The organism is Streptomyces sp. NPDC050423 (genome assembly GCF_040655445.1).
Classification (GTDB): domain Bacteria; phylum Actinomycetota; class Actinomycetes; order Streptomycetales; family Streptomycetaceae; genus Streptomyces.
Window position 1 is genome coordinate 20,361 of sequence record NZ_JBFAJY010000025.1, and the last position, 18,811, is coordinate 39,171.

Here is an 18,811-nt window from a genome sequence, read left to right on the forward strand (position 1 = left end):
CCGGTCCTGGGCCATCAGTACAGGCCCTTGTAGGCGCTCCAGCCACTCGTGCCGATGGTCACCGGGCCGGCGAGGGTGCCGGCCGCGGTGCTGCTGTGGCGGTACAGCTTGCCCTTGGTGTCCCGGGCCACGATGTCGGTGCGGCCGTCACCGGTGATGTCGCCCATGCCGACCACCGTCGTGTACGAGGCGCCCCAGCCGGAGGCGATCCGCACACGGGAGGTGACGGCGCCGGCGGCCTTGCCGTAATAGCGCCACAGGCCACCGGACTTGTCGACGCCGAGCAGATCGCCCCTGCCGTCACCGTTGAGGTCGCCGGCTCCGACGATCTTCGAGTAGAGCTTCCAGTTCGTTCCGATCCGGACCTTGGTCGCCAGCCGGTGGGTGGCCGTTCCGGCGTAGAAGTACAGGTCGCCGGTGGTCGTCTGACGGGCGATCATGTCGATGAATCCGTCACCGTTCACATCGCCGGGTGAGGTGAGGACGTCGTACTGCGCCCAGCCCGAGCCGATGACCGTGTACGGCGATGAGGCGGACACGGTCACGCCGCAGCCCGGCCGGTACGCGCGCAGCTCGTTGCCCTGGCGCACGAGCACGTCGTCGCATCCGTCCCCGTCCGTGTCCCCGAACGGGACGAGCAGCGCGGTGGCCGGGAACTTGGCGCCCGTCGCCGCCTGCCGCGCACGCAGGCCCCCGGTGCCGCTGCCCTGGTAGGAGTACACGAGTCCGGCGGAGTTCAGGGCCAGCAGCTCGCCGAAGCCGTCGTCCCCGACGAGGTCCCGCCACACGTCCGCCCCGCCCCTGAGCCGCACCGTGCCGGTGACGGACAGGGGGGCGCCCAGCCCGTCCCGCGGTGCGACGGAGAGCGACCAGTCGTAGCGCCCGTTCGGGAGGAACACGTTGCCGGGGCGGGACCGGTCGATGCCGTGCCAGCCGGCCCGGAGTGCGCCCTGCGCGGGGCCGCCCTGCACCGTGTCGACGACCTTGCCCGTGATCCCGCTGCGCACGGTGAGAGTCCACTGCGCGGAGGGCTTCGACAGCAGGACGTCCGTGAGCGCGCCCGGCGTGGCGTCCGGCGCGGTCGCCGTCACGGACGCGGCGTTCTCGGCCCGCGTCAGGAGCCGCAGGGGCTGCGCGGTCGCCCCGGACGGCACCAGGTGCACCCGCTCCTGGGCGTCCACGTACGCGGCGTTCGTACCGGACTTGTCCACGGTCCAGCGGACATCACGCTGCGAGACCCCGGTGTCGGGCAGCGCCCCGATGTCACGGCCGACGACCTTGCCGCCCGTGACCGTGGTCAGGGTCAGCCGGCCCGCCGCCTTGTCGTGCGTGACGACGAAGCCGTCACCCAGCCCCGCCTCGCCGGACGGCACCGGCAGCGACGTCTTCGCCGTACGGTCGTACACCCCGGCCCTGCCGCCGGGTCCGCAGCTCCAGTACAGCCAGCGGCCGACCGCCTGCAGTTCCTCCGGGACGCAGCCCGCGTCGGTGGCGAGGGCCGCCGTCGCCTTCCTCGTCCTCAGGTCGAAGCCCGCGATGCTGCCCGGAGTGCTTCCGGCGGTCAGCAGCACGTCGTCCCACAGGGCGGCCGCGCCCTTCGGGCGGGTCACCGGGCCGGCGGAGTCGTCGAGCCGGTACACGTACTGCTGGTCGGTACCCGCGTAGATCACGTAGTCACCGGACACGTCGGTGATCCGGCCGCCGGCGGGGACGCCGCGGTCATAGAACCCGTTCGGGCCGTGGACCCGGAGCCGGTCGTCGTCCGACGGCTGTCCCCGTTCCAGCCAGGCGATCCGGCCGTCGGCCGTGCCCCGGACCGTGGAGCAGCCGGCATCCGGGTCCGGGCATTGAGCCATGGCCACGTCGGGCTTCGTGAACGTGGAACGTGCGCCGAACTCGGGGGTACCGGTGGTGGGGACGGTCCGCAGGTAGGCGTCCCGCCGGCCGCTGCTGGGGTCGGCCACGACGAGCCTGCCCTGTTCCAGGGACAGGCCCTGGATCCTGGCGACCGGCTTGGGGAGCGGCTTGACCTGGGTGACGACGGGCCTGCCGTCGGCGCCGGGAGCAAGGCGCTGGATGCCCCAGTCGTCAGCGGTCGTGCGGCCCACCACCACCGCGGATCCGTCGGGCGCCGAGGAGACGTCGGGGTTCGACGAGGCGACGACGGTGACGCTCTTGCCGCCGGTCAACGGCTGGGCCAGGATCGCCGTACCGGGACGGTGGACCAGCCACTCACCGACGAGTGCCAGGTCGTTGGCGGGGTTCCTGACGTCGGGGCCGCCCAGCGTCAGCTCGGCCGGGGTCGCCGACAGGTCGGAGCGCGGCAGCACCAGCACCTTCGGGTTGCTGGGGAAGTACAGGACGACGTGGTCCTTGGACATCCTCGCCAGGATGTTCGCCACGGGGATCGGCTGCGTCCAGCTCTGGACCCGGCCGGTCTCCCGGTCGACAGCCACCATCCGGTGCGTGTCGTCCCACTCGGCGACGAACAGCAGACTGCCGGCGTCCGCCGCGCGGGACGTCGCCAGCCTCAGGCCGGCGGGCATACCGCTGACCGTCACGTCACGCGTGGTGCCATCGGGATTCGGGGTGAGCAGGTGGATGAACCGTGTCGACAGCCCGTCGTCCGCGGTGCCGTTCCTGAAGGCGACGACCGTGGTGCCGTAGACACCCATCAACTGCAGGCCGTCCGGCACCTGAACCGTTTCCGTGGTGCCGCCGGCCGCGTCCCACAGCACGATCCGGCCGCCGTCGTTGCGCGCCAGGACATCGGTGCCCGTCCCCCGGTTCGACACGAGAGGCTTGTCAGCGGGCACGGGGGTGGAGCTGCCGTCCGCGTAACGCGTCCAGACCAGGCCCGTCCGGCCTTCCAGCCGGTGGAAGACCCCCTCCGCCCCTGCCCCGTCGGTCCCCGACTGCGTGTCGGGGTAGAACAGCGATGCCGACTCGTGGGTGCCGCGCGTGGCAGCCGGCACCACGGTCTCCTGCGGTGTGTCAGCCGCCGAGGCCGACTGCGGCAGCGGCCCCGCCCCCACCGACAGACCCGTCGCCACCACGACCGCGACCCACGCGCCGACCGTCCTGCGTGGACGCACGAAAACACGACGACTCATCTACCAGACCCTCCCCAGGACCCACGGGGGATTGCGCACCGTCGCACGTGCCGACCCGGCCCCCAGCCGACGCATCTCCCCCAGAGGTCGCCCATCGTATAGCTGTTCCCACGGGGTTCGGCAGGCGTACGCCGCACCGTTGGGACGACAACGTCGCCCGACGTCACGGCACTCGCGGGAGACGACATGGTCGCCGTCGGCCGTGCGCTGATCGCCGACCCCGAATGGGCCGCGAAGACCCTCGACGGGCGCACCGGTGACATCACGCCGTTCGGCGCGGAGATGCTGAAGACCCTGCGCTGACCCGACGGGCCCCGGCCCTTGTCCGGCATGGTCTGACGACAGGCCCTAGGGTTGCCGGGTGGGTGTCAGCGGGGAAGTGCGAGCGAGTACGGATGACGTCGGCGATCGGCTGAGGGACGGCCGGGACGGGGAACCGGCCGTCCCGCCCTGGTGGCGGCGGCAACGCGTGCCGCTCGTCGCCGTGGGTGTCGTGGTCCCGCTGTACGTCGTGTGGGCACTCGTCCTGGCCACCGGCGGCGGCGACCTGGCCGCGCAGCTCGCCTGGTCGGGATTCACCGCACGCCACCCGGGTTCGGCGTACAACCTCTCCTGGTACGGCGGGATCCACACCGCCGGCTACAGCGTCTTCTCCTCCTACCTGATGGCCTTCCTCGGTGTCCGGACGGTCTCCGTGGCCGCCGGGATCGCCGGCTCGTGGCTCATCGCCGTGCTGTTCGTACGCACCGGGATGCGCCTGCCGCTCGCCCCCGCGGTCCTCGCCTCGCTCGCCCTGTGGTGCAACGTCGCCTCGGGGCGCACGACGTTCGCGCTCGGCGTCGCGATCGGGCTCGTCGCCTGCCTGTACGCCGACCGCGCCGTGGTCGCCGTCGTGGCCGGGGCGCTGGCGACGATGGCCAGTCCGGTCGCGGGGCTCTTCCTCGTGGTGGCGGGGGCGGCGTACCTCCTCGACCGGCAGTGGCACAAGGGCGTCATCCTGATCGTCCCGTTCTTCGCCGTCGTGGGAACCGTCGCGCTGCTCTTCCCCGGCGGCGGCGAGCAGCCCATGCACAGCGGCCGGCTGTGGATGCCGCTCGGCATCTGCGCCGCGCTGGCCGTCGCGGCGCCGCCGGGGCGCGAATGGCGCGTACCGCGTTACGGCGCCGTGGTGTACGCCGTCGGCGTGCTCCTCGTCTTCCTCGTCGCCTCCCCGATCGGCACGAATGTCGAGCGGCTCCTCGGTCTCGTCGCCGTCCCGGTGCTGCTCGCGGCGCTCCTGGCACTCGTCCGGGAGAGGGCCTGGACGCGCACCGTCGTGATCGCCGTGGCTCTCGGGCTGTCCGCCAACTGGCTGGCCGACAAGACCCTGGACGACCTGAGGGTCTCCGACCACAAGCCGTCCTGGGCCGCCCGCACGGACGGCGTCGTCGGCGAACTGCGCCGCCTGAACGCCGATCTCACCCGGGTGGAGGTCGTCCCCGCCCGCAACCACCGGGAGGCGACCGTCCTGGCCCGCCACGTGAACATGGCGCGCGGCTGGAACCGTCAACTCGACGTGGAACGGGGGCGGCTCTTCTACGACGGGACGCTGTCCCCGGCCACCTACCGTGCCTGGCTGGACCGTTGGGCCGTGGGGTACGTCGTGCTGCACCACGGGAAGCCCGACGGACCCGCCGAGGCGGAGGCGGCCCTGGTCCGGAGCGGGCTGCCCTGGCTGCGGCGGGTCTGGCGGGACGACGGCTGGAGCGTCTACCGGGTGCGGAACGCGGTGCCTCTGGTGCCGCCGCCGGCCGCGGTCGTGAGCGGCAGCGAGGCCGATCTGGTGGTCCGGGTGCCGGAGGCGGGCTCGGTGACCGTACGGCTCGCGTACTCGCCGTGGCTGCGCGCGCGCGAGGTCGGCGGGCACGGCGCCGGTGGCTGCCTGCGGCAGGACGGCGACTGGACCCGGCTCACCGTGCCGAGGGGCGGCACCTACCGGCTGGACTCGGCCTACGGGCTGTCGCGCGACGGCGGCTGCTGAGCCGGGGCCCGGACACTCACCGGGCGGGGGGCTCCGCGGGCTCGTGGGTGATCAGGTCTCCCGGCTGGCAGCCGAGGACGTCGCAGATCCTCGACAGGGTCGAGAAGCGGATGGCCTTGGCCCGCCCGTTCTTGAGCACGGACAGGTTGACGACGGTGATGCCCACCTGCGCGGACAGTTCGGTGAGTGTCATACCGCGCTCCGCCAGGAGCCGGTCGAGGTGGATGCGGATCGAGTGGAGTTCCTCTTCCGGCATCAGATGGTCCCTTCGAGGTCCTCTCGCATGCGCACACCCTCGCGCATGATCTTCCCCAGGATCACACCGGCGAGGCCGGCGAGCACGAGCACCAGCGGCCCGGAGACCGTCGGCCCGGAACCCACGACCGGCGCCATGCTCCCGACGAGCCAGGACTGCGACCACCCGACGACGAGCCCGGCCACCGGCGTGCCCACGGTGACGAACCAGCCCAGAGCGGTGAGCCGTCGGGCCGCCGCCTCGGTGAACGGCCCCTGCCGCAGCACGGTCGTCAGCAGCCGGGAGAAGAGCAGCAGCGCGAGGGCGCCGAACAGCAGCCAGGGCAGTTCGCCGCCCAGGTCGGCCGCGCGCTGGCCCACGGAGGGGCTGTCCTGGCAGAGTCGCGTGAGGCTGCCCGCCGCCTCCACCCCCTTCGCGACCGGCAGGCCGTCCGGCGCCAGCCGGGCATTGGCCCAGAAGCCCGTCTCCACGCAGACCGCCCCGTCGTCGAGCATGCGCGTGACGCCCGTACCGAGGAAGGCGAGTCCGCTGAGGATGGCCAGCCCGAAGGTCACCGAGGCCAGTGCGCTGGTGAGTCGCGTGTTCATCGCATCTCTTTCCATCGATTATCGATATGCTCACTCTAGAGGAGCATATCGATAATCGACAAGTGCACGGCCTGTCCCCGTACGCCGTCAGAGGTGGGCGCCGAGCCGGGCCTTCGCCTCGGGCCATTCGGCGGCGAGCAACGAGAAGTACACGGTGTCGCGCCAACTGCCGTCGTGGCGGCGGCGGTGCCGCCGCAGCACCCCCTCGCGCCGGGCCCCGAGGCGCGCGATCGCCGCCTGAGAGCGCTCGTTGAGGTGATCGGTCTTCAACTGCACGCGCCCCATGCCCAGTTCCTCGAAGGCGTGGGTGAGCAGGAGCAGCTTCGTCTCGGTGTTGACCGGTGACCGCCAGTGCGCACGGCCGTACCAGGTCCAGCCGATCTCCAGGCGCTCATCGGCCACGTCGACGTCCATGTACGTGGTCCATCCCACGGCCCGGCCGCTCGCGCGGTGGATCACGGCGAACGGGACGTACACGCCCTGCCGTGCCGCCGCGAGCAGGGCCGTCAGCTTCTCGCCGAGCTCTTCCCTGGTGCGGGGCGTCGGCCCGCCCTGCCAGCGCCAGACCTCGTCGTCACGGCCGCCCGCGGCGAAGAGGCCGTCGAGATGGTCCGGGGACAGCGGCTCCAGGCGGACGTGGCGGCCGGTCAGGGTCACGGGAAGCGGGGACGTGGCAGACATGCCGGAACCCTAGCCCATTTCGAACTAGGCAGAAAGTGAATATGTACTAGCGCAATAGTCCTGGCGGGAGCGGCCCCGGCCGTTCACCGCCCCTTGCGCAGAGCCGCCGTCGCGGCCCGGATCGCGGGCAGCGCGGCGTACAGCGCCTCGCCCGGACAGTCCGTCCGGTACGCGTCACGGTGGCCCGATATGACAGGCAGCACGGCGGCCGTGCCCTTCGGGAACCTGCTCGCGTCGTTCGTCGAGACCAGCCGCACCGTGCCGCGCGGATCGACGCCCGGCATCAGCTTCCACGCGGCCACCTTCGCCAGGGCCCGTACGAGGACCGGCGGCACCGTGGCCCCGCTTCCGTAGTCGCCCAGCACCGCGATGCCCACGCTGTCGGCGTTGAAGCCCGTGGTGTGCGCGCCGCGGACCGAACGCCGGATGCCGCCCGCCCGGCCCTCGTAGATCGTCCCGCACCGGTCGACGAGGAAGTTGTAGCCGATGTCGTCCCAGCCGTTGCCCTCTATGTGGGACTCCTCCACCGACCGCAGCATCCGCGGCACGTCCGCGCAGGCGTAGTCGTTGGTCTCCCCGGTGTGGTGGATGAAGGCCGCCCGCACCGGGCCCGTGTACACCGCCGGCTCCCTGACCATGCGCTCGTCCGCATGCCAGGCCGCCCGGCTGACGATCGCCGGCTGCGGCGCCCCGCGCGGCACCGGGCGCGGCCGCTCGTGGGCGGCGGCCGCCGACGCGGGCAGCGCGAGCCGCACCGGGGCGTCCCTCGGCACCAGCAGGGCGAACGGGAGGACCGCGGCGCCCAGCACGACTCGTCGGGGCCACATGGGACCACCCTGCGGCCTCGCCGCCGGGCCCGCAGATGCGGTGGCCGATCGGGTGAACCGCCGGCGGTCAGCCCTTGTACCGGCCCAGGAGCAGCTTCCACGGGGCGATCGCGGACTCGATCTGCACCCGCAGACCGAGCTTCGACTCACCGCTGACCCGCTCCTCGAACCGGATCGGGACCTCGACGATCCGCAGCCCGCGCCGGACCGCGCGGTGGTTCATCTCCACCTGGAACGAATACCCGTTGCTGCGCACCGAGGGGACGTCGATCGCGTTCAGCGCCGAGGCCCGCCACGCCTTGAATCCGGCGGTGGCGTCCTTCACCCCCAGCCGCAGAATCGCGTTGACGTAGAAATTCGCCCAGGCGGACAGCGCCTTGCGATGCCGGGGCCACTCCGTCGCGAGCGAGCCGCCCTCGACATAGCGCGAGCCGATCACCACCGCGGCGTCCTCGGCGAACAGCGTGTCGACCATGACCGGCACCCTGGACACCGGATGGGAGAGATCCGCGTCCATCTGAATCACCACGTCCGCGCCCTCGGCGAGCGCCCGCGCCATCCCCGCCACATAGGCCCGGCCGATCCCGTCCTTCTCCGTCCGGTGCAGCACCCCCACGACGCCCCCGGTCTCCGCCGCGAGCCGGTCGGCCACCTCGCCCGTGCCGTCCGGGGAGTTGTCGTCCACCACGAGCACGCGCAGACCGGGCAGGCCCAGGTCCGTCAGCAGGCCGACCAGGACCGGCAGGTTCGTCCGCTCGTCATAGGTGGGTACGACCACCACGATCCTCGGAGGCGTCTTCTCCACGGCCATTCCCTCGTGTCGGTCCTGTCGGTCCTGTCGTCCCTCGTGACACCGCTCGTCCCTCGTGCACACCGCGCTCCGCGCGGACGGCCGCGCGAGCCTAACACCGGGGATCCCCGGTGCCCGGGAACCGCATCGGGCCCGGCACGCCCCCGTGGGGACCACCCGATAATCTGGAGGAAGCGGGGGCCGGTGACGGCCGCCGCGCGGCGGTGGGGCCCGCCGTACCCGAACCGCGGCCGCGATCGCGCCGCCAACGGTCCCTACTTGGCGACGAGCGCACCCGCGTCCGGCGGGCGCCCCGGCAGGTAGGAGACGTGTGCCCACGAAGCCCCTGAACCCGCAGACCCCGGTCGTCGCGGTGATCGCGCTCGGCGGCGCCGTCGGCGCGTCCGCGCGCTACGGGGCGTCGCTGCTGTGGCCCACGGCGGGTGACGGGTTCCCGTGGACGACCCTCGTGGTGAACGTCATCGGCTGCGCGGTGATCGGCGTGTTCATGGTGGTGATCAGCGAGGTGTGGGCGGCCCACCGGCTGGTGCGGCCGTTCTTCGGCACCGGGGTGCTGGGCGGGTTCACCACCTTCTCCACCTACGCCGTGGACATCGAGCGCCTCGTCGACGGGAACCGGGCCCGCAGCGGTCTGGCGTATCTGGGACTGACACTGCTCGCGGCCCTCGCGGCGGTGTGGAGCGCGGTGTGGCTGACACGCCGTGTGCTGGCGTGGAGGCAGCCATGACGACATCGAGGACCGAACGCGCCCTGCGGCTGACCGTCCTGGTCGGCGAGTCCGACGGCTGGCACCACCGGCCGGTCTACACCGAGATCGTGCACCGGGCGCACGCGGCGGGGCTGGCGGGCGCCAGCGTGTTCCGCGGGATCGAGGGCTTCGGCGCCTCCTCGATGATCCACACCCAGCGGCTGCTCTCGCTGAGCGAGGACCTGCCGGTGGCGGTGGTGATCGTGGACACCGAGGAGAAGGTGCGCGCGTTCCTGCCCCTGATCGAGGAGCTGACCGGCGACAGCCCGGTCGTCCTGGACGCCTGCGAGCTGGTGCGGCGGGGCGAGCCGGAGGCGCCCGGGTGAACTGGCTGCTGGTGATCGTCGGCGCGGCGGTCGGCGCCCCGCTGCGGTACCTGACCGACCGGGCGGTGCAGTCCCGGCACGACGCCGTGTTCCCCTGGGGAACGTTCACGGTGAACGTCGCGGGCTGCCTGGTGCTGGGGCTGCTGACCGGTGCGGTGACGGCCGGCGCCGCCTCTTCGCACGTGCAGCTGCTGCTCGGCACCGGGCTCTGCGGGGCGCTGACCACGTACTCGACCTTCAGCTACGAGACGCTGCGGCTGGCCGAGGACGGCGCGCGGTCCTACGCGGCGGCCAACGTGGTCGCGAGCGTGGTGGCGGGTCTCGGCGCGGTGTTCGTCGGCGTCACGCTCGCCGAGGCGCTCTGGAGCTGACCGCCAGAGGAGATGCGACGCACCGAGGCCCGGCTCCCCGAGGGGAGCCGGGCCTCGGCGGGTGGTGCGGGTGGTTCAGGCGTCCTGTCCGGGGGTCCCCAGCGCGGCCGAAGCCGCCTCCATGGGACTGAGCTCCACCGGAGCGGACGGCGCCGGTACGGACCGGCAGGTGAAGCCGAGACGCCCCAGCGCCCTGGTCACCTCACCGGCCGTGAAGTCGCGGCGGTCCTGCCGGGTGATCACTTCACCCACCTGCTTGACCGGATAGACACGACGGCTGATGATCACCGATTCCCCGGTGACGGGTTCGGGCTTGATGCCCTTCATCGAAGCCTCGACCTCATGCTTGAACAGGTCGAAGGGGAAGCGGGCGATGACGCAGCGCATAGTGCCTCAACGGGGTCGGGGGGCGGAACCGGACGGGAACGCGGGCAACGGTCAGGCGGCACGGTTGCCGGAGGACCGGCGCTGCGCACCGCCACCCCGCGGCTGGGACGAGGAGGAGGACGAAGACGACGCCGACGCCGAGGTGCGCCGGGCCTGGGCCGGGCGGCTGCGGCGGCCGCGGGACGAGGATCCGCCCTTGGGCCGCTCCGACACCGGCGAGGTGATGGTGACGGGCACGCCCGAGGGTGCCTGCGCACCGGTGATCCGGCTCAGCTCGGCCTCGCCGGAGCGGACCTGGGCGATCTGCGGGGTGATCCCGGCGTCCGCCATCAGGCGCGTCATCTCGCGGCGCTGGTTGGGCAGCACCAGCGTGACGACACTGCCGGACTCCCCGGCACGGGCGGTGCGGCCGCCGCGGTGCAGGTAGTCCTTGTGGTCGCTCGGCGGGTCGACGTTGACGACCAGGTCGAGGTTGTCGACGTGGATGCCGCGCGCCGCGACATTGGTGGCGACCAGCACCGTGACGTGGCCGGTCTTGAACCGGGTCAGGGTGCGGGTGCGCTGCGGCTGCGACTTCCCGCCGTGCAGCGCCGCCGCCCGGACCCCGCTGTTGAGCAGGTGGTCGGTGAGCTTGTCCACGGCGTGCTTGGTGTCCAGGAACATGATCACGCGGCCGTCGCGGGCGGCGATCTCCGTCGTGGTGGCGTACTTGTCGGCGCCGTGGACGTAGAGCACGTGGTGCTCCATCGTCGTCACCGCACCGGCGGCCGGGTCGACCGAGTGGACGACCGGGTCGTGCAGGTAGCGGCGCACCAGCAGGTCGACGTTGCGGTCCAGGGTGGCCGAGAACAGCATCCGCTGGCCCTCCGCCTGCACCTGGTCGAGCAGCTCGGTGACCTGCGGCATGAAGCCCATGTCGGCCATCTGGTCGGCCTCGTCCAGGACGGTGATGGAGACCCGGTCCAGCGAGCAGTCGCCGCGCTCGATCAGGTCCTTCAGCCGGCCCGGAGTGGCGACGACGACCTCGGAGCCGCCGCGCAGCGCGGCCGACTGCCGGCCGATCGACATGCCGCCGACGACCGTGGCCATCCGCAGCTTGAGCGAGCGGGCGTACGGGGTGAGCGCGTCGGTGACCTGCTGGGCCAGTTCCCGGGTGGGGACGAGCACCAGGGCCAGCGGACGGCGGGCGTCGGCGCGCCGTCCCTCGATACGGGCCAGCAGGGCCAGACCGAAGGCGAGCGTCTTGCCCGAGCCGGTACGGCCGCGGCCCAGTACGTCACGGCCGGCCAGCGAGTTCGGCAGCGTGGCCGCCTGGATCGGGAACGGCACCGTGACGCCCTCGTTGGCGAGCGCCGAAAGCAGCGGCGAGGGCATGTCCAGATCGGCGAAGGCCTCCACGGCGGGCAGCCCCGGGGTGATGGTCGTCGGCAGGGCGAACTCGCCCTGCTTGGCGGCGGGCCGGCGGCCGTAGCCACCGCCGCCACCGGAGCGCTGGGCCGGGGCGCCGAAGCGGCCCTGGCCACCCTGGCGGCCCGGGGCCTGCGAGCGGAAGCCGCCGCCGCCCGAACGGGAGCCGCCTGAGGTGCGGGAATAACGGTCATTGGAGCGGGCTGTGCGGTCGCGGTTCATACGGAACCCTTCCTCGATATGGCGCGTATCGAGGAATTCATTGCGGCGACGAGCGGCACAAGAATCGCAAGAACGGGCCGTTGGCATACGTGAACGAAGCCCGGCAGCCGGTCTTGAGCCGATACGGGCCCGGCCGAACCGGGTCCGGTGCTTCGCAATGACACAACGAGCGGGCCCGCGGAGCGGGCCTGCAGGTCACGTCACGGGGCTCCGGCGGGCCGGTGTTCCGGTCCGGGAGCCATGGCGGATCGTCCGCCGCACGGTGAAGATCTTGGTACTGGGCGCCTGCCCGGCAGCTCGTGGCGGTGGTGCACCGGCACGGCATCGCTCGGGGGTGAGCCCGTAAAAGCAACGAGCTGGGGCCCGCACCCCAAGGTGCGGGCCCCAGCTGCGCGAAAGCATCTCAGCGCGTGAGCGCCGGAGCGATCAGGTTCACGCGGGGGTGATGTTCTCCGCCTGCGGGCCCTTCTGGCCCTGCGTGACGTCGAAGTTCACCTTCTGGCCCTCCTGCAGCTCACGGAAGCCGCTGGCGGCGATGTTCGAGTAGTGGGCGAAGACGTCAGCGCCGCCACCATCCTGCTCGATGAAGCCGAAGCCCTTTTCCGCGTTGAACCACTTGACGGTGCCAGTAGCCATGTTCTATCTCCTTCTGGGGCAGAGCCCGGGGACTCGCACTGTGCCAGTCCCACGTCGCCGCGATGATTACCCCATCCGGATAATGAACCGGAAATACAAAAGTGCACCCGTTCAGCCCATTTAGCTGAGGAGAGCACTTGGAGTCTTTGGGAACCACAACTGCAACTGAGATCTACAGTAGCACAATGAATGCGGCCAGGCGCGGCAAGTAATTACACTCCACCCGGCGTGCCATAAACCCTCATCGCACATTGCGTAAAATTCTGTGCTTGTCACTGTAGATATTCGCCGCCGTACGGGGCAGTGCTCCGGCCACCCGTGCGGCAATCTCCCCCCTGATTCAGGACCAGGGGGGAGGTTGCGGACAGGTCGGCCGCTCGCGGCGGCCGCGTGGCCGCCCGCGGGCCGGACCCCGGCCCGGCCGCCCGTGGACTCGTAGAGCCGCACGACCAGATCACCGCTCGCGTCGTCCGCCGGCTTGACCGCGCTGACCACGACCGCGTCGTGTCGACCGCCACCAGCGCGGCCACCTCGCGGTCACCGGTCACCCGGCGCTCCGGCAGGTTGATGCGGAAGCCCGCACGGACCGCGTCGACGACCGCGGCGCCCGGTGCGAGCGCGTGCCGGAAGCGGTGCATGCCCTGGCCGGTCTCCGGGTCGGGGAAGCGCGGGGCGCGCAGCAGCGACACCCGCACCGTGGCGGTCGTGCCCGCGTCGCTGTCGCGGACCGTGCGGGTCACGTCGTGCCCGTACGTCGAGCCGTCGACCAGGGCCACGCCCCAGCCCGGCTCCTCCAGGTGCACGAAGGGTGAGGGTGGGAACAGGGGCGCTGCGCATCGAGGCCGACCGGCGCGGGCTGACCGAGGCCCACTCGGTGACCACGGACTACTCGGACCACCGCGGGCGCGGCGGTGACGCGCCGGGTGCTGGAGCAGGACACCCCGCCGACCGCGATCGTCTACGACAACGACGTGATGGCCGCGGCCGGGGTGGCGGTCACGGCGGGCCTCGGCTTCCGGGTCCCGGACGACGTGTCGGTGGTGTCGTGGGAGGACTCCGCGCCGTGCCGGCCGACCGCTCCATGGCTGACCGCGCTGTCCAGGGACACGGTCGCGTTCGGACAGCTCGCGGCGCGGGAGCTGACCGCGCTGCTCGACGGCGGCACGGCGCACACCATCCGGGTGCCGCTGCCCCGGCTGATCGAACGGGGCAGCACGGCGACGGTGGTGGAGGAGGAAAAGGAGGTGATCAGCCGGAAGGCGAGGCCCTGAGACGTGGCCCTCAGGAGTCGGAGACCGGCCCTCAGGAGTCGGGAGTCGGCCTGCGCAGCTCCTCGTTGAGCCGGAGCGCCTCTTCGAGCTGGTCCTCCAGGATCACGATGCGACAGGCGGCCTCGATCGGCGTGCCCCCGTCGACGAGCTCCCGGGCGCGGGCGGCGACGCGGAGCTGGTAGCGGGAGTAGCGGCGGTGGCCGCCCTCGGAGCGCAGGGGGGTGATCAGCCTGGCCTCGCCGATCGCGCGGAGGAATCCGGGCGTGGCGCCGATCATCTCCGCGGCGCGGCCCATGGTGTAGGCGGGGTAGTCGTCGTCATCGAGACGGTCGGTGGAGTGCGGAGGGGTTTCGGGGGGCATGGGCACCTGCCGCGTGTCGCCGACTTCGTTGACCGTTGGAGAAACTCTCGTTGTGCGAGCCATCGTCTCTATCATAGCCGCGACAGATTTCCCTGGCCGGACGGGGGAAGTTATCTGAGCGGGCCACCCCCGGGGCCGCCGGTCCGGCGCACACGCCGGCCCTCTTCGGCCGCGCCTGCCGGCCCTCTTCGGCCGCACCTGCGGGACCCGGACATCGAAAACGCCAAGAACACTGACCGGCGGGTCAGTTGATGACTGCGTGCCCTCGGGCCATAATGCACACGTAGCCCTTCACGCATCCCCCGTCGTGAAGGGCTACACCCCTGTGCGCGCCCTGCCCCCGTCAGCGGGAGGCCCGTTCGCGCAGGCGTCGCCACCGAACTCACGGGCAAGGGGCTCCCCTCGTGGTCCCCTGCCCGTGTTTTTTTGAGTTAACAGTGACGTAGAGTATTTGCGCAACCCTGCTCCTGTACACAGTCGCAGGATGTGCCACTACGTCCACGTTCGGAATGCGCTCATGGACACCCGCGATCCGCTCATGGGCTCCCGCGCCGGGGGCGACGGGCCGGGGTTCGTTACAGTACGAGCCCGTTGACCGAATCGGACACCGCGCGGCGCCGGACAGGCACCGGGCGGGGGACGGACACGTGGGGGGCCGGATGGACAGCGGCGAAGAACGCGCGCCGGAACTGCGGACGTTGCGGCAGAAGGTCGAGTACATGGTCGAGAAGACCTTCCCCGGCCGGAAGATCTCGGGGCGGGTCTTCGCGGACCTGGTCAAGGAGCGCGGCGGATCGCTCTCGCACAGCTACTTCTCCAACATCCTGGCCGGCAAGGTCACCCAGCCGTCCGAGGACATCCTCAAGGCACTCGGCCTCGGCTTCGGCGTGGACTGGCGCTTCTTCAAGGAGGAGTCCGAGGTCGTCGACGACGTCGTCGACGGTCTTCAGTTCCTGGCCAAGCGGCGCACCGGGGACATCAGCGGGCTGGCCGGACGGGGACTGGACGAGGAGGGACTGCCCCCGGAGCTGCTGCAGTTCGCGCTCGCTCTGCTGGAGGACGCGAAGAGCCGGCAGCGCCCGGCCGACGGCGGACCACGGAGTTAGTCCCATGTCCCTGCGCAGACTGCGCAAAGAGTGCGAGGCCGGACTCGCCGGGCTCCCCCTGCCCGCGCCCTTCTCGATCGCCGGGCTGGTGGCGAACATGGAGACGGCGGGCGGCCGCACCATCGTGCTGCACGAGATGCCCGACCGGCTGGCCCGCGTCAACGGCGCCTGCGGGCTGCGGCTGAAGGCCGGCGCGACCAGCTTCGTCCTCTACCGCCGGCGCCCCACCGCGTACCAGACCCAGCACGTCATCCTGCACGAGCTGTGCCACGAGTGGTTCGACCACGGCACCTCGCTGGACGCCGAGCAGCTCCAGCGGCTGCTGCCCGTCTTCGACACCTCGCTGATCTCCCGGGTCGTCGGCGCCGAGGCGCTCCGGGCCCCGGACGCCGTGCAGGCCCGCGCGCAGTACGACACCCACGACGAACGCATGGCCGAATTCGGTGCCTCGCTCATCCCCCGGATGGCCAGGGAGGTGACGAGCGATGACATGGTGGGGCGGCTCGCCGACTCGCTCTCCCTCCCGGTCGCCCACCGCCGCCGCGGTCTGTTCCGCCGCACGTAGCACCGGCCCGGCCCCCGTCTCGCAGCCGAACCCTTCCCCCACCCCGAGGACTTCCGCCGTGACACCGCTCGACCTCGCCGGCTACCTGATAGCCGGCCTGATGACAGCCGTCGCCCTGTGGCGCATGCCGGCCGCCCTCTGGGGCGACGAGGACGACCGCCGCCGCCGGGCCCTGTGGGGCTGCTACGCGGGATTCGCCGCCGCCCTGTGGACCAAGACCCGGGTCGTGCGCATCGGGCTCAACGACAGCTCCGTCACCGACCTCTCGGTGCTGATCAAGCACTACACGGCGACCGTCGCGATCCTCGCCATCCTCAGCTACATCGTCGCCATCTACGGCCAGTACGCCGACGCCGGGGACGTCCCGCGGCACGTACGGTTCGCCCGGCTGATCCAGCAGGTCGCCGCGAAGGCGTCGGTCGCCACGCTGGTGCTGCTGACGGTGCTGTTCTTCACGGTCGTCGACCGCTCCGTCCCCTCGGACCGCTTCGTCGCCGACCACGCCGGACAGTGGGGCGCGACGCTCTACATGAGCGTGTTCTACCTCTACCTCGGCACCGCGTCCGCCGTCTGCGCCTACCAGTGGGCGCTGGCCACCGCGAGTGCCGGGCTCCGCCGGCTGCGGATCGGCCTCGGCATGATGACGTTCGCGATGTTCATCGGGGTCGGATACACCGTCAGCCGGACGCTGTTCCTCTGGGTGAGCGTGATCGACCCGCCGAGCGAGGCCTTCGCGCTGGACTTCGACGAGATCACCGAGGCCTCGCAGGTGGTGCTGTTCGCCTTCTTCGCGGTCGGCGCCTCCATCCCCGCCCTGAGCAACGTCCGCCGCCGGGCGAAGCTCTGGCGCGCCCAGGTGCGGCTGCACGCGCTCTGGTACGAGTTGATGGCGGCCTTCCCCGACCAGCCCTTCGACCCCCCGGCCTCGCTGGTCCGCGAGCTGACCCGGTTCGGCACCCCGGCGGACCTGCGGATCGACCGCTGGGCGGCGGACATCGCCGACGCGGTGGAGAAGCTGCGCCACTACGCCCCCGACACCCTTCTCGCAGCCGCCGAGGCCACCGCCGAGGCCACCGCCGCCGACCGGGAGCGGACGGGACCGCTCACCGACGCCTACTGGATCAAGGCGGCACTCGCGGCCCACGGCGACGGCGCGGCCCCGGGGGACGCGGCGGCCGTCGGCACCCAGCACGCGACCGACCAGGACGGCGAGGTCGCCTGGCTGGTCCGGGTCGCCGCCGCGTACCGGACGATCACGGCACAACGGGCCCGGCAGGTCCTGGAGTCCTCCACGGCAGCGGCGAAGGAGCAGACGGCATGAGCACCACCGACGTCGCGGAGACCTCCCGCACCACCTCCACCGCCCGTACGGTGACCGATGTCTTCCAGCCACGTAATCTCCTGCTCGCCGGGATGCTCGCGACCGGATACGCGGCGGCCGGCGAGTGGACGGGACTGCTGTGGGGACTGCTCGGCGCCCTGTGCGCCGGGATCGTCCCGGCCGGCTACATCGAGTGGGAGCGCGGACGCGGCACCTGGGGCGACCGCCATGTCGTCGACCGCACCAAGCGGGCCCCGATCTTCCTCGTCATCCTCGGCTCCATCGGCACCGGTTCGGCGGTGATGGTGCTGGGCGGCGCCCCCACCGGCATCCTGACCGCGATGCTCGCGCTCTGGGCGATGACGGTCGTCCTGCTGGCCGTGAACACGGTCTGGAAGATCTCGGTGGACGCCTCGGTCGCCTCCGCCGTCGTCGCCCTGCTCGCCGTGGTCCACTCGCCGTGGTGGCTGTTCGGGTACCTGATGACGGCTGCCGTGTGCTGGTCACGGGTGACGCTCGGCTACCACACGGTCGGCCAGGTGACCGCCGGGACCGCGCTGGGCGCGGCCACGGCAGGCGCGTTCCTGTTCGGCTGAGCTGTCCGGCGGGGCCGCCGAACGGGTCCGGTTCTTACGGTCCCGTGACGTGCCGACCCGGCAACCCCGCCCACCGGCCGCGGCGCCCTAGCGTGGCCGTCATGCGCGTACTGGTCACCGGCGGAGCCGGGTTCATCGGGTCGGAGATCGTCCGGACCCTCACCTCGGCCGGGCACGAGGCGGTGGTGCTCGACGCCCTGCTCCCCTCGGCGCACGGCGAGGGGGCGGACCGGCGCGCCGACAGCCGGCTGATCGTGGCCGACGTCCGCGACCGCGAGGCCGTGGACCGCGCGCTGCGCGGCATCGACGCCGTGTGCCACCAGGCGGCGATGGTCGGCCTGGGCAAGGACTTCGCGGACGCCCCGCAGTACGTCGGGTGCAACGACCTCGGGACGGCCGTGCTGCTCGCCGCCGCGGCCGGGGCCGGGGTGCGGAGCCTGGTGCTCGCCGGATCGATGGTGGTCTACGGCGAGGGCCGCTACGAGTGCCGGCTCCACGGCCCGGTCCGGCCGGGGCCGAGGGCCGAGACCGATCTGGCCGCGGGCCGGTTCGAGCCGCTCTGCCCCTCCTGCGGTACGGAGCTGACCCCGGGGCTCGTCGGTGAGGACGCGCCGGTCGACCCGCGCAATGTGTACGCGAGCACCAAGCTCGCCCAGGAACACCTCGCGTCCGCCTGGGCGCGCGCGACCGGCGGGCGGGCGCTGTCGCTGCGCTACCACAACGTGTACGGGCCGGGGATGCCGCGCGACACCCCGTATGCCGGGGTCGCCTCGTTCTTCCGCTCGTCGCTGGCCCGGGGCGAGTCGCCGCGGGTCTTCGAGGACGGGGCGCAGCGGCGGGACTTCGTTCATGTGCGGGACGTGGCGTCCGCGAACGCGGTGTCGCTGGAGGCCGTCTCCGGGCTCCGGCCGGGCGGCTTCGCCGCGTACAACACCGGGAGCGGGGAGCCGCACACCATCGGTGAGATGGCGGCGGCCCTGGCCTCGGCCCACGGCGGCCCGGCCCCGGCGGTCACCGGTGAGTACCGGCTCGGGGACGTACGCCATGTCACGGCCGACTCCCGGCGGCTCCGCGACGAGCTGGGCTGGAGGCCCGCGGTGGGCTTCGCGGAGGGGATGGCGGAGTTCGCGGCGGCCCCGCAGCGGGACATGGCCGGGAGCCCGGCCCGCTGATCCGGCGTCCGCCGCCCCCGCTCACGC

At 72.2% G+C, this 18,811-nt stretch carries 18 protein-coding genes and 4 pseudogenes; 11 read left to right on the top strand and 11 right to left on the bottom strand.

What is annotated here, in order from left to right; translation table 11 throughout:
* Nucleotides 1-14 precede the first annotated feature (14 nt).
* Complete coding sequence (locus AB0I52_RS19450; protein WP_363074140.1) at nucleotides 15-3,113, bottom strand: VCBS repeat-containing protein; 3,099 nt, start codon at nucleotides 3,111-3,113, stop codon at nucleotides 15-17.
* Nucleotides 3,114-3,296: 183 nt separating this feature from the next.
* Here AB0I52_RS19450 and AB0I52_RS19455 point away from each other — a divergent pair.
* Together AB0I52_RS19455 and AB0I52_RS19460 are read left to right on the top strand one after the other, a co-directional pair.
* Nucleotides 3,297-3,416, top strand: a pseudogene (locus tag AB0I52_RS19455) (12-oxophytodienoate reductase); the annotation flags it as partial.
* 166 nt (nucleotides 3,417-3,582) lie between these two features.
* Complete coding sequence (locus tag AB0I52_RS19460; RefSeq protein WP_363074142.1) at nucleotides 3,583-5,133, top strand: hypothetical protein; 1,551 nt, start codon at nucleotides 3,583-3,585, stop codon at nucleotides 5,131-5,133.
* A gap of 16 nt (nucleotides 5,134-5,149) precedes the next feature.
* On the opposite strand, the gene AB0I52_RS19465 is transcribed toward AB0I52_RS19460, so the two are convergent.
* From AB0I52_RS19465 to AB0I52_RS19485, 5 genes are all read right to left on the bottom strand, one after another.
* Nucleotides 5,150-5,389, bottom strand: a complete 240-nt coding sequence (locus AB0I52_RS19465; protein WP_363074144.1) for a helix-turn-helix transcriptional regulator — start codon at nucleotides 5,387-5,389, stop codon at nucleotides 5,150-5,152.
* Complete coding sequence (locus AB0I52_RS19470; RefSeq protein WP_363074146.1) at nucleotides 5,389-5,976, bottom strand: DUF2975 domain-containing protein; 588 nt, start codon at nucleotides 5,974-5,976, stop codon at nucleotides 5,389-5,391. The genes AB0I52_RS19465 and AB0I52_RS19470 overlap by 1 nt, the downstream gene beginning before the upstream one ends.
* Nucleotides 5,977-6,063: 87 nt before the next feature.
* A complete protein-coding gene (locus tag AB0I52_RS19475; protein ID WP_363074148.1) occupies nucleotides 6,064-6,657 on the bottom strand; it encodes a GNAT family protein in 594 nt (197 codons plus the stop codon).
* Between the two features lie 83 nt (nucleotides 6,658-6,740).
* The gene (locus tag AB0I52_RS19480; RefSeq protein WP_363074150.1) at nucleotides 6,741-7,484 is read right to left on the bottom strand and encodes a peptidoglycan recognition protein; all 744 of its coding nucleotides are present in this window, start codon (nucleotides 7,482-7,484) and stop codon (nucleotides 6,741-6,743) included.
* Between the two features lie 67 nt (nucleotides 7,485-7,551).
* Complete coding sequence (locus tag AB0I52_RS19485; RefSeq protein WP_363074152.1) at nucleotides 7,552-8,295, bottom strand: polyprenol monophosphomannose synthase; 744 nt, start codon at nucleotides 8,293-8,295, stop codon at nucleotides 7,552-7,554.
* A gap of 310 nt (nucleotides 8,296-8,605) precedes the next feature.
* Between AB0I52_RS19485 and crcB (AB0I52_RS19490) the strand changes: the two genes are divergently transcribed.
* From crcB (AB0I52_RS19490) to crcB (AB0I52_RS19500), 3 genes are read left to right on the top strand one after another with little or no spacing between them, the layout of a single operon-like run.
* A complete protein-coding gene (gene crcB, locus AB0I52_RS19490) occupies nucleotides 8,606-9,022 on the top strand; it encodes a fluoride efflux transporter CrcB (protein ID WP_363074154.1) in 417 nt (138 codons plus the stop codon).
* A complete protein-coding gene (locus AB0I52_RS19495) occupies nucleotides 9,019-9,369 on the top strand; it encodes a DUF190 domain-containing protein (protein ID WP_363074156.1) in 351 nt (116 codons plus the stop codon). The genes crcB (AB0I52_RS19490) and AB0I52_RS19495 overlap by 4 nt, the downstream gene beginning before the upstream one ends.
* A complete protein-coding gene (crcB, locus tag AB0I52_RS19500) occupies nucleotides 9,366-9,740 on the top strand; it encodes a fluoride efflux transporter CrcB (RefSeq protein ID WP_363074158.1) in 375 nt (124 codons plus the stop codon). Before AB0I52_RS19495 ends, crcB (AB0I52_RS19500) begins: the two co-directional genes overlap by 4 nt.
* A gap of 75 nt (nucleotides 9,741-9,815) precedes the next feature.
* Here crcB (AB0I52_RS19500) and AB0I52_RS19505 read toward each other — a convergent pair whose 3' ends face one another.
* The 4 genes and pseudogenes from AB0I52_RS19505 to AB0I52_RS19520 all read right to left on the bottom strand — a co-directional run.
* A complete protein-coding gene (locus tag AB0I52_RS19505; RefSeq protein ID WP_207317954.1) occupies nucleotides 9,816-10,127 on the bottom strand; it encodes an SCO5918 family protein in 312 nt (103 codons plus the stop codon).
* Between the two features lie 51 nt (nucleotides 10,128-10,178).
* Entirely contained in the window at nucleotides 10,179-11,756 is a 1,578-nt protein-coding gene (locus AB0I52_RS19510; RefSeq protein ID WP_363074160.1) for a DEAD/DEAH box helicase, read from the bottom strand.
* A 432-nt stretch (nucleotides 11,757-12,188) separates the two neighbouring features.
* Complete coding sequence (locus AB0I52_RS19515; protein WP_015609674.1) at nucleotides 12,189-12,392, bottom strand: cold-shock protein; 204 nt, start codon at nucleotides 12,390-12,392, stop codon at nucleotides 12,189-12,191.
* Nucleotides 12,393-12,806: 414 nt separating this feature from the next.
* A pseudogene (locus AB0I52_RS19520) lies at nucleotides 12,807-13,198 on the bottom strand (glycoside hydrolase family 38 C-terminal domain-containing protein); the annotation flags it as partial.
* Here AB0I52_RS19520 and AB0I52_RS19525 point away from each other — a divergent pair.
* Nucleotides 13,195-13,663, top strand: a pseudogene (locus AB0I52_RS19525) (substrate-binding domain-containing protein); the annotation flags it as partial. The pseudogenes AB0I52_RS19520 and AB0I52_RS19525 overlap by 4 nt on opposite strands.
* A 31-nt stretch (nucleotides 13,664-13,694) precedes the next feature.
* Here the strand turns inward: AB0I52_RS19525 and AB0I52_RS19530 are convergent.
* Nucleotides 13,695-14,024 (bottom strand): MerR family transcriptional regulator, encoded by a 330-nt coding sequence (locus AB0I52_RS19530; RefSeq protein ID WP_363074162.1) that lies wholly within the window; start codon nucleotides 14,022-14,024, stop codon nucleotides 13,695-13,697.
* Nucleotides 14,025-14,615: 591 nt separating this feature from the next.
* Between AB0I52_RS19530 and AB0I52_RS19535 the strand changes: the two are divergent.
* The 5 genes and pseudogenes from AB0I52_RS19535 (at nucleotide 14,616) to AB0I52_RS19555 (ending at nucleotide 18,784) form a co-directional block, all read left to right on the top strand.
* Nucleotides 14,616-15,130, top strand: a pseudogene (locus tag AB0I52_RS19535) (hypothetical protein).
* Nucleotides 15,131-15,134: 4 nt separating this feature from the next.
* Nucleotides 15,135-15,695 carry a toxin gene (locus tag AB0I52_RS19540; protein WP_363074164.1) on the top strand — a complete coding sequence of 187 codons (561 nt, stop codon included), beginning with the start codon at nucleotides 15,135-15,137 and terminating at the stop codon, nucleotides 15,693-15,695.
* Between the two features lie 58 nt (nucleotides 15,696-15,753).
* Nucleotides 15,754-17,016, top strand: coding sequence for an MAB_1171c family putative transporter (locus tag AB0I52_RS19545; protein WP_363074166.1), 1,263 nt, complete (start codon nucleotides 15,754-15,756; stop codon nucleotides 17,014-17,016).
* The gene (locus tag AB0I52_RS19550) at nucleotides 17,013-17,612 is read left to right on the top strand and encodes a hypothetical protein (protein ID WP_363074168.1); all 600 of its coding nucleotides are present in this window, start codon (nucleotides 17,013-17,015) and stop codon (nucleotides 17,610-17,612) included. Before AB0I52_RS19545 ends, AB0I52_RS19550 begins: the two co-directional genes overlap by 4 nt.
* Nucleotides 17,613-17,713: 101 nt before the next feature.
* On the top strand, nucleotides 17,714-18,784 hold the full coding sequence (locus tag AB0I52_RS19555; RefSeq protein WP_363074170.1) for an NAD-dependent epimerase/dehydratase family protein: 1,071 nt from the start codon (nucleotides 17,714-17,716) through the stop codon (nucleotides 18,782-18,784).
* The last annotated feature ends 27 nt before the right edge of the window (nucleotides 18,785-18,811 follow it).